11 protein-coding genes are annotated in these 13,782 nt (G+C 46.3%); 5 read left to right on the top strand and 6 right to left on the bottom strand.

All coding sequences use genetic code 11. The features are described 5' to 3' along the window. The first annotated feature begins 59 nt into the window (after positions 1-59). Together SHEWMR4_RS02540 and SHEWMR4_RS02535 are read left to right on the top strand one after the other, a co-directional pair. On the top strand, positions 60-1,106 hold the full coding sequence (locus tag SHEWMR4_RS02540; RefSeq protein WP_011621283.1) for an HD-GYP domain-containing protein: 1,047 nt from the start codon (positions 60-62) through the stop codon (positions 1,104-1,106). A 68-nt stretch (positions 1,107-1,174) separates the two neighbouring features. Next, a complete protein-coding gene (locus tag SHEWMR4_RS02535) occupies positions 1,175-1,465 on the top strand; it encodes a helix-hairpin-helix domain-containing protein (RefSeq protein ID WP_011621282.1) in 291 nt (96 codons plus the stop codon). Here the strand turns inward: SHEWMR4_RS02535 and SHEWMR4_RS02530 are convergent. From SHEWMR4_RS02530 to SHEWMR4_RS02515, 4 genes are all read right to left on the bottom strand, one after another. Beyond that, on the bottom strand, positions 1,462-2,580 hold the full coding sequence (locus SHEWMR4_RS02530; protein ID WP_011621281.1) for an AI-2E family transporter: 1,119 nt from the start codon (positions 2,578-2,580) through the stop codon (positions 1,462-1,464). The genes SHEWMR4_RS02535 and SHEWMR4_RS02530 overlap by 4 nt on opposite strands. Before the next feature lie 217 nt (positions 2,581-2,797). Next, a complete protein-coding gene (locus SHEWMR4_RS02525; RefSeq protein WP_011621280.1) occupies positions 2,798-3,718 on the bottom strand; it encodes a TlpA family protein disulfide reductase in 921 nt (306 codons plus the stop codon). A gap of 242 nt (positions 3,719-3,960) precedes the next feature. Next, a complete protein-coding gene (locus SHEWMR4_RS02520; protein ID WP_011621279.1) occupies positions 3,961-5,115 on the bottom strand; it encodes a hypothetical protein in 1,155 nt (384 codons plus the stop codon). A 146-nt stretch (positions 5,116-5,261) separates the two neighbouring features. Beyond that, positions 5,262-6,323, bottom strand: a complete 1,062-nt coding sequence (locus SHEWMR4_RS02515) for an NAD(P)H-dependent flavin oxidoreductase (protein ID WP_011621278.1) — start codon at positions 6,321-6,323, stop codon at positions 5,262-5,264. Positions 6,324-6,631: 308 nt separating this feature from the next. Here SHEWMR4_RS02515 and SHEWMR4_RS02510 point away from each other — a divergent pair, with 308 nt between their 5' ends. Then, positions 6,632-6,886: a DUF6693 family protein gene (locus SHEWMR4_RS02510; protein ID WP_011621277.1), complete on the top strand. Its 255-nt coding sequence runs from the start codon at positions 6,632-6,634 to the stop codon at positions 6,884-6,886. A 68-nt stretch (positions 6,887-6,954) separates the two neighbouring features. Here SHEWMR4_RS02510 and ubiA read toward each other — a convergent pair whose 3' ends face one another. Together ubiA and uvrD are read right to left on the bottom strand one after the other, a co-directional pair. Continuing rightward, a complete protein-coding gene (gene ubiA / locus SHEWMR4_RS02505) occupies positions 6,955-7,815 on the bottom strand; it encodes a 4-hydroxybenzoate octaprenyltransferase (RefSeq protein WP_011621276.1) in 861 nt (286 codons plus the stop codon). A 125-nt stretch (positions 7,816-7,940) separates the two neighbouring features. Next, complete coding sequence (gene uvrD, locus SHEWMR4_RS02500; RefSeq protein WP_011621275.1) at positions 7,941-10,109, bottom strand: DNA helicase II; 2,169 nt, start codon at positions 10,107-10,109, stop codon at positions 7,941-7,943. 594 nt (positions 10,110-10,703) lie between these two features. Between uvrD and SHEWMR4_RS02495 the strand changes: the two genes are divergently transcribed. After that, a complete protein-coding gene (locus tag SHEWMR4_RS02495; RefSeq protein ID WP_011621274.1) occupies positions 10,704-10,946 on the top strand; it encodes a hypothetical protein in 243 nt (80 codons plus the stop codon). Between the two features lie 5 nt (positions 10,947-10,951). Continuing rightward, the gene (locus SHEWMR4_RS02490) at positions 10,952-13,267 is read left to right on the top strand and encodes an AAA family ATPase (protein WP_011621273.1); all 2,316 of its coding nucleotides are present in this window, start codon (positions 10,952-10,954) and stop codon (positions 13,265-13,267) included. Positions 13,268-13,782 lie beyond the last annotated feature (515 nt).

Here is a 13,782-nt window from a genome sequence, read left to right as displayed (position 1 = left end):
AACTCAATGTCGCCACCGGATTAATACGGGAAACCAACCGACTCAGTTGAGGCGAAACCATGACTCCATTCGTAACAAAACCTACCCTTTTGGTAGTGGATGACACTCCAGACAATATTCAGATCATTCATGGGATCTTGTCAGAGCAATACACTATCCGCGCCGCGACATCGGGTGAAAAAGCGTTAAAACTGGCCAGCACCCATCCATTACCAGAGTTAATCCTACTCGATGTGATGATGCCTGAGATGGACGGCTTCGAAACCTGTCGCAGACTCAAACGCGATCCTGTTACCAGCAAGATCCCCGTAGTGTTTGTCACCGCTAAGACAGACACCATAGACGAGCAAACCGGATTTGAACTCGGCGCGGTGGACTATATTTCCAAACCCATTAGCCCTGCGGTACTGAAGGTACGTACTCAAACCCATTTAGCCTTGAGCAATCAGGCAAGGCAGCTCGAAGCACTGGTTCAGCAACGAACCCAAGAGCTTGAATCGACTCGTCATAAGATTATTCAAAAGCTTGGACTGGCGGCAGAATATCGGGATAACGAGACGGGATTACATATCTCCCGCATGAGCCATTATGGCCGTATTCTGGCCCAACAGGTTTGCGATTCGCAGGCTTGGTGTGAGATGTGTTTTACTGCGCTGCCGATGCACGACATTGGCAAAATTGGCATCCCAGATTCGATTCTGTCAAAACCGGGTAAGTTAACCGATGACGAGTGGCAGCAAATGCAGCAACATGCCAGCTTCGGCGCACAGATCCTCGGTGACGATGACGATCCGCTGTTATCCCTCGCCAAGGAAATCGCCCTCCATCACCATGAACGTTGGGACGGGACAGGCTACCCCCATGGGCTGGCTGGCGAGCAAATCCCATTAAGCGCCCGCATTGCCGCCATTGCCGATGTTTTCGATGCACTCACATCAGACCGCCCCTATAAACTCGCGTGGAGTACGGAGCAGGCCTTTAATTACATTGAAGAAAACTCAGGGACTCAGTTTGACCCAAAGCTTGCCTTTGCCTTTATCGCCTGCAAAGAGCAAATACTGCAAATACAACAACGTTTTGCCGAGCCGATAGCCACAGCCCCTTGAAAATCTGACGAAAACACCAAGAAGGAGGTAGACTCATAGGACGTGAGTTAACTTGGGTTGGGCAACAGATGAATCCGACGAAAGTGGTGCGTGCCGAGGTCGTGCAATTAACGGATTTACCCAATATTGGTAAAGCGAGCGCGGCGGATCTGCGTCTGCTTGGCATAGAGACGCCTGCGCAATTACGCGGGCGTAATCCCTACGAAATGTATGTCACGCTGTGCGATACAACGGGGCTGAGACATGACCCCTGCGTGCTGGATGTGTTTCTGTCTATCACCCGCTTTATGGCAGGTGACGACCCTAAACCTTGGTGGTTTTACACCGAAGAGCGCAAACAGACATACGGCCAGATCTAATCTGCGTGCTTTGGCTGTATCTCTTGGGATGCTGATGTCGGAGCCTCTGGCGAGTCAGACTCGGTACTGGGATCGTCCCTTAACCATTCGCGCCAAATGGCAATTAATAGCGCCATCAGCACAGGGCCGACAAACAGACCAACGAACCCCATGGTTTTGACCCCACCAATCAAACCGAAAAAGGTCGGCAAGAAGGGTAATTTGATTGGCCCGCCAACCAAATTAGGTCGCAGCGTTTTATCGACAATAAACAGCTCGATACTGCCCCAGAGGAATAAGCCCACCCCCGCCGTCATATCGCCGGTACCGACTAAGTACAGTGAGATCAAGGTGAACATGGTTGGCGCGCCGCCAGGCACTAAGGCCATAAACGCGGTCAACACCCCAAAGGCCACGGCCGAAGGCACACCGGCAATCCAGTAAGCAATCCCTAGCACTATGCCCTCACCGATAGCGATAAGCGTCATGCCGATAACCGTTGAACTCACAGTCGCAGGCACCACGCGGGAGAATCGATGCCAGCGGGCAGGAAGAATGCGCTCGCCAACAATATCCAACTGCTTGGCCACCGACTCGCCATCTTTATATAAGAAAAACAAGGTAATCAGCATAAAGAGAAGAGTCAGCAGCAGGCCCAAGGTATTCCAGCCCAATTGCAGTACCCAGCGGGAAATGCCACTCAGATTCTGGCCACTGATCGCGCTGACTATCTTGCCCAGCTCATGGGGTTCACCGATAAACTGCTGCCATTGCAGGGTGAGCCACTCGCCAATCCAAGGTAAATCCTTAATCCACAGCGGCACAGGAGCGCCATGCTGGTTGGCATACACCAGCCACTCCACCCAGGCTCTAATCTCTTGTAAAGCATAGGAAAATACAAAAATCAGCGGCGTAATAAGCCCAAGAATAATCAAGACTAACGCGATAGTGGCAGACAGCGCCGAGCGACCACCGCATTTAACCATTAATTTTTGATACAACGGCCAACTGGAGAAGCAGACGATCAGGGCGGCCAAGGCGGGAACTAAAAAATCGATAAAAAAGAAAACACCAGCACACAGCAATAAAATCAATAGGGTACGACCCACCGCAGCATTACTGATAATCTGTGCCATCCACATACTCCCACAATAGAATCCAACAACAAGGCGGAAAACTTGGCAGAGTGCCAAGCAACAACCAGCCTTTGGGTGTTCCCCATTCTGTGAGCCAGTTTATTGCGCAGTGCTTTCCATGGGCAACGACATTTAACTAAAGCGTGAGTAGTGTATCAGTGCTACTTGTATCCCCAAAGGCCTTCGAATATCTCGAAGGCCAAATGGTTGAAAATCCCTATGGCGCGGCCTTGAGCCTTACGACAATTTTCTCTGGCTGGCTAAAATCGGTAATACGCTCAATGACTTTACCGTCTTTCACCCAAAGCAATGTCGGGATGTTGCGGATACTAAAGTGATTAAATAGCACGCCTAATTCATCGATACTGAAATCGACGCGTGAAGGATAGAGCTGTTTAAAATCGGCGAGGGCTTTATCGTCCGTCCACAGATGATTTACCACCCCATGCCAGGCTTTGTTCGGCAATTTTTGCGCTAGCTTGTCTAAATCTTTCTGGGCGGCAACACAGGCCTGAGACATTTCAGGGCGACTCTCTGCCAAATACCAATCACACCAAGTGGCAGTAAAAAACAGTAAATGCTCACCTTGCTCCCAAGGTTTCAGCAGCTTAGCCGTTTGTTCTGGGCTTGGCGCATCTGTAGTTTGTGCGCTGAGCTCTTGGCCATTGGCCAACATATCGATAAATTTATCGAGGTTCGCATCCGACTCATGGCTAGTGTAAACCACCTCGCCCGCGCGATTGATTAACACGCTATAGGGGGTCCCGACCAAGCCAAGGGCCACACCCAATTCACCTTCGTTGTCTAGCCAGACTGGCATAGTCAGACCGAAACGGGAGATGACTTCGGCAATTTTAGGTTGTTCTTCGTTGATATTGATATTCAGGGCAAGAATATTGACCTTGTCCTGATACTTTTTCTGCAATTCCTCAAAATGCGGCATCTGCTCCATACAGGGCTGACACCAGGTTGCCCAAAACTTAAGGTAAATCGGTTTATCGCCAGCGATGTTTTTTAAGGAGGTTTGCTGTTGATCTGGATAGATTTTTAGCACTATATCTTGATAGCTTTTATCGACAGCAAAAGTGGAAAAACTGATAAGGGCGAGACAGGTAACTATGATTCGACGTAACAACATTAGCGTTATCCTTTCAGATGGAAATCGCTCGCAACCACAAGGGTTGGTCGTGATATTCAGCCAGTGACATAAGCAATTACTGAGAACAAATACCAAGTGAAACAGATCGGCATTACAGGACTAAGCCACCCGGCCGCCAGTATAAATGAATAGGCTTATATTTTAGCCATGTAAAATTTAAGCCTATTTGAGCAGAAGCGACGCGCTGATTGCACCAAGGCCGCGAACTCATTTTCTTCTCGCTACGATACCTTATCTAACACAACACTTGGGGTTAAAGTATCGGCTAACGCTTGAGGGTCCTCGACGACTAAGTTAACCACAGTCAATGACTCAGGTAATTGCCCCATAGCGCCGTAATAAACTTGCGGCTGGTTAAATATCAACTGCGCATTCGCCTCACCGCGACCTAGGGTTAAGATTTCGGGTGCGTCACTAGGCATGGTGTCACCCTGTGAAGCCTGCGACACAGGACTGCTAAAGCGCCCTAATTTCAGTTCACTAATCTGCGTGAAATCAACGGCCATAAAGCCCCACATACCGTTATTAATGATGAGCTTATCTGCCCTTTGGTAAAGTGAGTAATAACGACTGATCCGATAATTTGCCGCCATTAATAGGATGGAATACAAAAGCAAACCTGAAACAAAGAGAGCAGCAATATGACTTATACCATCGAGTAAACTGTAGCTCACCGCAGAGGCGGCCATTAACCCCACGATGACAACCAAAGCATGCCAAGGCTTAGCACTGAGTAAGTTGAGAGAGCCAATGGCCTCAGGGTGGCGACGGGAAAAGTAAGGAATGGCGTAATACCAACTGGCGGGCTCAGTGGCGAGGATTAAACCCAATGTTAGCCTCTTCTCATCGGGTATGGGCGGCAAGTCAGACTCTGACGGCTTTTTGGGATTAATTGACTCCCTTTTTATCGTTTCAGCACTCGGCTCAGACTGCGCCATTGCTGCATACTGCTCAACGATAGCTAATCTTGGATCCCCAGATGCCTTTCTCGCCTGCCATAACCCCTTAATAATACTTACTATCAAGTACAGCTCGATAATGAGTAATACTGCAATAATGGGGTAACGTAGCCAAGCGATAAACTCGAAATACTCAGCCACTTCATGTGGATAGCTAAGCCTCGCCATTAGGCTACTCAAACTTAACACAACCAACATCTTCCACGGCTTTTGCGCACCTATTTTGATAATCCAATACCAATAAAGCACTGGCAACAACACAAAATAGAGGGCCGTCACTACGGCTAAGGATAAGGCTTCGCGCGTGTTTGTAAGCTGCTCCGGCAGCAAATGAAAGCCTAGGGTATAAACCGCAATCATCAGTACCAGAAAGGCAATGCGGTATTTAACTTGGCGTCTAAGTTGGATTTTTAGCATTTAACATCCCTATCAACGAGCATATTCAATTTAGGGATGCGGCTCGATACACCTCATCCCCATGATAATGAACACCAAACTCCTCACTTGGCTTAGTGGTGATATGGGGAGTGACGACCATGGAGACAAGGTTGAGTTAAAAATAATCAGCCAGATAATGCTCCCATCACACCTAAAGCCAACTGCCTCGTCAGCTCGGCTGCGGGAATGTTTCGGCAACCACTGGCATTTTGGCCGCACCATAGCGGACTAAAATCGCCAAATCCTTGTTGCTCCGCCGCCGTTCTTAAGCCTGCAACGGCCGAGGATGCCAAGGGGAAATCTGGCACAGCTTCATTCATCGGCCCCATCTCGGCCATAAAGCGGTTCACTATGCCGCGAGCGGGTCGACCGGAAAATAAATTAGTCAGTGCCGTATGCTGCGCGGCGTCGCTTTGCAGCGCCTCACGATGGATGCTGCTGGTATTGCACTCGGGGCAGAGTAAATAGGCTGTTCCCACTTGCACCGCCGAAGCGCCCATCGCCATGGCGGCGCGCACTGTAGTGGCATCGACAATGCCGCCGGCGGCAATCACCGGAATATCCACTGCCGCAATCACCTGCGGTAATAGACTAAAAGTCCCCTGCTGCTCGGTTAAATCCTCGGATAAAAAGTGCCCTCTGTGCCCGCCCGCCTCTAGACCTTGGGCAATAATCGCATCGGCGCCACGGGCCTCGAGCCAAAGAGCCTCCTCGACTGTAGTCGCCGTGGAGATAACTTTTGAGCCCCAGGATTTGATTTCCAGCAGCAATTCTTCATCGGGCAGCCCAAAATGAAAACTCACCACCTCGGGCTTAAATTTGGCTAACACCTCGGCCTGCGCCTTGCTGTAGGGGGTGCGCTGGGCGCCAGCGGGCTGCGCATTCGGATCGAAATTAAATTCAGTAAAATAAGGCGAGAGCTGTTCAAGCCAAGCCGCTTGCTTGGCCGCCTGCGCTAAAGGCTCACTATGGCAAAAGAAATTTACATTGATAGGTTTAGTGGTATTGCTGCGGATTTCGGTTAACTCAGCCTCAAGCGCCTCGAGGGATAACATGGCGCAGGGCAAGGAGCCCAATCCACCTGCCTGCGATACTTCAATCGCCAGTGCACTACCCTGCACGCCCGCCATCGGGGCTTGAATAATCGGAAACTGGATCCCAAACAATTGTGTTAGTCGGCACGGCATATCCTACCTCCTTAGTTTTTTACTTTAATTTAAAGCTTTATTCGCCTCATTAAAATAAATATACAGCGATAAATTTGCGTACAAGTAAAGCAACTATCATGTTGGAATTCAAAATACCACCGAGATTGAAGCTGACCAGCTCCAATAAACTACACCTAAAGTCATTCCTTATTACTTACAATGAAGTAGAACAAGAATTATTGACAAAGATGAAACATTCAGCTGATACCAAATGATTAGATTGATAAAGTCAATTACAAATCATACCATTAGATGCTAAGCATTATTTTAACAGGGAATGACTCGAAGTGAAAAAATACAAGATTGTAAACAACCTTAAGTTTGAAGCCATTTTAATTCAAACAATACTGTGGATTACGCTATCCATCATTACGTTTGGTTTAGCCATACCATTCTTTGCCTATTACTTTATAAAAATCATTTTAAATACCACTGAAATCCACGAGTTTGAGAAAGATACCTTTGCAACCAAAGTGGTTCGAAATAATGATGAAAGTCATGTGGATGATAGATACAAGAATAATGACGTCTGGAAGTCGTAAATATCCTTTAATGTGCGCGTTAGGTTATTCTAACGCGCACAAATAAACTTAAATTTACTCGAAAATGTTTAGAACAGGTAATCGGCGCCTAAACCAACAAACAGTGCTAACCCTGCCCAGTTATTGTTAAGGAAGGCTTTAAAGCAAGGAGCTCTCTCGCGGCCAAAAATCAACATCTGTTGGTAAGTGCTAAAACCAACAAAGGTAAGTAGTCCCAGACCATAGAGCAGGCCACGGTCGGCACTCCAACCCGCTGCGATAAAACACAGCAGCGCAGCAAATTGAAATAATCCAATGATTTGGCGATCGTATTGGCCAAACAGAATGGCGGTCGATTTGATACCGACTTTTAAATCATCGTCCCTATCGACCATGGCGTACATAGTGTCGTAGGCCACAGTCCAAAACCAATTGGCGGCAAATAACCACCAAGCTTCGATGGGCACTTCACCGGTTTGCGCCGCATAAGCCATGGGAATCGACCAACTCCACACCACGCCCAAAAACATCTGCGGCATATTCGTTACCCGCTTAGTAAAGGGGTAGATAATGGTGAGGATAATGCCGACAACAGAGAGCTTAACCACTAAACCATTGAGCAGTAAGACTAAACCAAAGGCGGCTAGACCTAAGATCACAAACAGCAATAACGCTTCTTTGGTGCTGATTTCGCCACTGGCGAGGGGACGGGATCTAGTGCGTTCAACGTGGGAGTCGAGGTCGCGGTCGGCATAGTCGTTAATAATGCAGCCACAGGCACGCATGATCACCACACCGATAATAAAGATAATCAACACTTTGATATCGGGCATTCCACCCGCCGCTAACACCAGCGCCATTAAACAGGGCCAGAGCAATAACAAGGTGCCGATAGGACGGTCGAGTCGAGTCAGGCGGGAATACACGTCCCACTTCTGCTTTAGATTCATTAACTAGCTACTCCCAAACCTAATTTTTTATCTCGGTTGCTAGGCTAAGCATCATATACCCTAGCCACCTTTTAAGCGAATTTGTGCAGACTCAAGCTGTCACAAAATCATGACATTGGCGTCAATCAACGCGCCTCTAAACGCGCGTAGGCCACCACCAGCCACTTACTGCCAAAATCACTAAAATTCACCTGCACCCGCGCCTGTGCGCCACTGCCTTCGAAGTTAGTCACTTTGCCGTCACCAAATTTTGGATGATGCACCCTTTGGCCGACGCTAAAGCCAGTATCGTTGGCGACCGCCGACTTTTGCGTACTGAAGCGATTATTCGCCATCGGCGTTGACACCTGCGCTTTTAAGCGAATTTCGTCCACATATTGCGGCGGAATTTCCTTAATAAAGCGCGATGGGCGGGCATAATCCTCGCGACCATAAATACGGCGGGATTCGGCATAGGTGATATAGAGTTTTTCCATCGCGCGGGTCATGCCCACGTAACAGAGGCGGCGTTCCTCATCGAGTCTGTCGCCCTCTTCGAGCGCCATCTTACTCGGGAAAATCCCCTCCTCGACGCCCGCCATAAACACCATAGTAAACTCAAGCCCCTTGGCCGAGTGCAGTGTCATTAACTGTACGGCATCGGTAAAGGCATCGGCCTGACCTTCGCCCGCCTCTAGGGCTGCATGGGATAAGAAGGCATTCAGCTCGCCCATATCCTCAAGCTCCTCTGGCATTTCGAAGGTACGCGCCGCAGTAACGAGTTCCTCTAAGTTTTCGATACGGGCGTGGGCCTTCTCGCCTTTTTCCGCCTCGTACATGGCCTTAAGCCCAGAGGCTTGGATCACTGTGTCTGTCATCCGGTACAGCGCCATGTCCTGAGTTTCTTCCTGCAGGGTGACGATAAGATCCATAAAGCCACGTACCGCAGAGGCGGCGCGGCCAGCCAGCACCTTTTCATCCAGCAAACGTAAACAAGCCTGCCATAACGTAAGCTCTTGCTGACGGGCGGTCGAACGCAGAATATCTAAGGTGCGATCGCCAATGCCACGGGGCGGCGTATTGACCACGCGCTCGAAGGCGGCATCGTCATTTTTATTGCTGATAAGACGCATATAACCCATAGCATCTTTAATCTCTTGGCGTTCGAAGAAGCGCAGGCCACCGTAAATACGATAGGCTAAGCCTTTGTGTAATAAGGCTTCTTCGAGCACGCGCGACTGAGCGTTTGAGCGATATAAAATCGCGCAGTCACTTAAATTGCCGCCTTTTTCGTACCAATCATTGATACGACCGACAATAAAGCGCGCCTCGTCCATTTCGTTAAAGGCGCAGTAGAGGGAAATCGGCTCACCATCGGCTTCGTCGGTCCACAGCTCTTTACCTAAACGCTCAGGGTTATTGGCGATAAGGGCGTTCGACGCCTTCAAAATATTGCCCTTGGAGCGATAATTTTGCTCGAGGCGAATCGTAGTCGCAGTCGGAAAATCCCGCAGGAACCGGTGCAGGTTTTCAACCTGAGCGCCGCGCCAACCGTAAATGGATTGGTCATCGTCACCCACTATCATCACGTTGGCAGTTTGGCCGGCCAACACACGGATCCACGCATATTGGATGGCGTTGGTATCCTGGAACTCGTCCACCAGAATATGCTTAAAACGCTCCTGATAATGCGCCAGCAGATGCGGTTTATTGAGCCACAGCTCGTGGGCACGCAGCAGGATTTCGGCAAAGTCGACTAAACCTGCGCGGTCGCAAGACTCTTGATAAACCTGATAAATCTTCAGCAGGTTTTGCTCAATCGGGAAACCACCCGCATCAATATGCTTGGGCCGTAATCCTTGGTCTTTCTTGCCATTGATATAGGCCTGCGCCTGACGGGGAGGATATTGTTTTTCATCCAGATTCAAACTTTTAAGGATGCGTTTCAGCAAACGCACCTGATCGTCCGAATCGAGAATTTGGAAGCTTTGCGGTAGTCCCGCATCTTGGAAGTGAGTGCGTAACAGACGATGCGCTAACCCGTGGAAGGTACCAATCCACATCCGCCCCATATTGGTGCCAGCGACCTTCTCCACCCGCTCACGCATCTCGGCTGCGGCTTTATTGGTAAACGTCACGGCTAAAATTGAGTAAGGGCTCTGCTGTTCGACCTGCATTAACCACGCGATACGGTGGGTTAATACTCGCGTTTTGCCACTGCCTGCGCCCGCAAGCACTAACATGCTGGATTGCGGTGCCGCGACAGCCTCGCGCTGTTTATCATTCAGGCCGTCTAGTAAAGAAGATACGTCCATTCTCGCCTCCAAAAAATCGAGGGGGCAGTATAACAGAAGAAATCCCACCTGCGCGCCTGATCCACAAGACAAGAGCTACGAGACGAAAGCCATAAGGAGAATGACAAGTTGCCGTACCTTGGTTTGCGCTTATATCGTAATGACTACATTGATTAAGCACCGTCATTCCCGCAATGCTTGTGAGCGGAAATCCTGCTTTATTTGTTTTGGGTTGGAATTAAACAAATACACAGCGGTACTAATTACTCATAGAAAGGGGGTTCATCATTCTGTTTCAACAATTAAGCACTTTCATTCCAGTGACACGCAGCAAGCACATCCCTGTGTGCTCGACCGTGACATCCATGTCACGGACGGTCACTTTCATGACAGCGCTTAATCTTGCCAACCCCTACAGTAATCTGAACCCCTTCTTACAAGCATGCACCGTGTAAATTTAATGATGGATGGCTCGTTAATTTATTAATGATTAGCTATCAATAGTTGTGACTTTTTTCATAAAACCCCTGATAAATTGAGGTTTTTTATCGTCTGCTGTTGAAATTATATTCAGTGGTCACCATATCCTTATTGTCTATTTCACAGGATAAGAATATGAGTACTAAACAAACCTCTAAGTCAGTTGCTTCAAAAGCAGCTAAGACCCTATTAAACCCTAATGCTTCAAATATTCAGAAGTCACTAGCAGCAAGCGCTATGTCTCAAGCCAGTTCATCAAAGCAAACAGGCAAAGATATGGAAACTAAAGCGTCTAAGGTTCTTCAGTCGAGCAAATACAGTGACGAGACAAAAGAATTCGCAGCTTCAGTGCTAGCTCAGTCAAACAAGAAGCGATAGACAAGATGATTAACGGCATTAGTAAAATAAAGACTCTTCGCTCATTCGGCATTTATGAGAATCACATCAATGATGGTTGTGATGAGTTTGCGAAATTTAATCTTATCTATGGTTGGAACGGTTCAGGTAAATCGACGTTATCTCGATTATTCCGTTGCATTGAAAACAAGAAATTAGATGGTACCAACTACACCGAATCAGCATTTGAAATCGAGTATAGCTTGGATGGTCAAGCTCAAAGTATTCTTACTCAACAAAACCTTTCTCAGAATCAGCTAAACATTCGGACATTTAATAATGATTTCGTTCGTGAAAACATCGACTGGAGTGGTACAGTCAAAAGTATCCTGCTTGTTGACCAGCGAAAAATCGAAGAACGAAAGCTGTTAGATGAACAAAATAAAACCCTCAAACTGAAAGAATCAGCTTCAGAAAAAGAAGCAAAGATAGCTGACGACCTCGATACCGAAATAAACAAATTTTTGACACGCACAGCGAAGAATATCAAAACAAGCTTAAAACTAATTGGGACCGAAGATAGTAAGTATCTTAACTACAACAAAACCTCGCTTGAAAATTTGATTAGAACTAGCTCTGCGGAAATTGTGGATCCTGCGTCAGTTCTTACCGATGAGCAAATCACTCTTCATACCAAGTCAGCCTCACCTGTCGAAAAAGATAAAATTTCATTTGCAGCAAATACAATCAGTCAACATTATTTTGAGTCAAGCTTTAATGAGCTAACTAAACTGTTAAGTAAGTCAGCTGTTAATGAAGTCATTGAGTTTCTTAGAGACAACCCCGATATTCAAACGTGGGTATCAAGTGGTATGTCGGTACATGATGAGCACAAATCGGAAAAATGTCATTTCTGCGGAAATAAGATAGATGAATCAAGGCTCACTAGTTTAAACAATCATTTTAGTAATGAATTCAAAATATTGAAGCAAGAGATTACTGAGGCAACAAAGTACTGTCCTGATTTGCCTGAGCTTACTTTACCCAGCGTTGAGTCATTTTTTGATGAGTTTCAGACTGAGTATAAAGATGCAGTAGCTCCTTTGGTGGGAGTTGTAACTGAAATCAAGAGTATCGTAGATAAGTGGCAAGTATGTATAGAAAATAAATCAAATGATCCATTTGATATCTCTCAAAAGATTTCGTCTGTAACAGTGGATTTGATAGACCAATATAACAAAGTGATTCTTGATATCGCTACTTGTGTGAAAAAACACAATGACAAATCAGAAAACTTTCAGTCCGTTACGACCTCACATAAAAAAGCACTTGAACTTCATTACGCCGCAGATGAAGTTATCGATTTTGAATACAGCAAAAAAATAGAAGATAGAAAGACCGCATATGCTAATGTACAAAAGCTGAGTGATGATATTTCTGCAATTATGAAAGAAATACAGAGACTTGAAGCAGAGTTATCGAATGAGTCAATTGCCGTAGATGCTTTCAATGCTGAGCTGGCAAAGTTTATTGGGAGAACTGAGTTAACTTTAAGGTTTGATGCAAAGCAAAAAGGCTATCGGATTTCACGTAATGGGTCCGATAGTCACGCTCAAAACCTGAGTGAAGGTGAGAAAACTGCGATCGCATTTGTCTACTTCGTGACGAAACTAGAAGAACGCGATAATGATATTAAGAATACGATTGTGGTGATTGATGACCCAGTTTCTAGCTTTGACTCAAATCATTTGTTTCACTCGTACTCATTCTTGAAAAAGCACTGTGAACAGGCAAAGCAGTTGTTTGTAATGACGCACAATTTTGCCTACTTCAAGTTGGTAAGAGACTGGATACTGAAGAAAAATCAGATGCGTAAACAACCGCCAGAGATCAAAGCAAGAGCTTATACAATTGAAAGTAAATCTGATGGGGTGCGTCAGTCTAAATTGGTTAACGCAGGCCATTCATTAACTGATTACAATTCCGAGTATCACTACCTGTTCTCTAAACTTTATTCTCTAAAAGAGAAACACGAGCTTAATCTTGATGAAGTGTATTTGTGTGCAAATTTGTCGAGAAAGCTTCTTGAATCTTTCTTGTGCTTTAAATTTCCTAAAAAGAGAAATGATTTTAGGCAGCTAGTTGATGATGGCGTAAAAAAATATCCTGAAATCAAACCTGAAGATGCTGAAAAGGTTTATCGCTTTATCAACAAATACTCGCACAACCAAGAGATTGAGTTAGAGGATAATGTTGATAACTTGCTTGGAGAGTCACCTGCGATTCTCAATATCCTATTAGATATGGTAAAGACAATTGATGAAGTACACTTTACTGAGATGGAAGCAATTGTTACTACTTAATATTTTTAATATAGAAAGTCTAAGCATATTTTTCAGCTGTGGGGAAATTGCATAACATGCTTAAAGATATATATCCGCTGAGATTGTTCACTCATTTTTCATGTCACACTTAGGTGCTGCTTCAGATTAGCAGAATACGATTTAGCTCGCGAAATTAAGCACAGTCATAGAAGTGACCGTTGGCGGCATGGATGCCGCCGTCGAGCCTATAGGGATATATTTACGGCGAGTCACTGAAATGGCGGTGCTTAATAGTCGAATGGATTATCAAATTAAATCAATTTTTTAATCTCTTCTTACTACCAAGAATTAGTCTAGGTTTAAGGCTGTGAAACCTTGGCACGTTCACCAGAAGTTTAACGAGACACCCACTGTTAAATTTTGCGGGTGAAACAGAACATCCACAACTCTTTGATGCTTTAAGTGACCAATAGCAAACTTCATAATCAAAGGAGGATAGGACGAGCAGTCCTCCTTGGTCGACTCTTGATTAAAAATCAGGGTGAAACCCCACG

This window comes from Shewanella sp. MR-4, from assembly GCF_000014685.1.
In the GTDB taxonomy this organism is placed as follows: domain Bacteria; phylum Pseudomonadota; class Gammaproteobacteria; order Enterobacterales; family Shewanellaceae; genus Shewanella.
The sequence above is the reverse complement of the archived record's forward strand: the minus strand, read 5'-3'. Positions and strand labels throughout refer to the sequence as shown.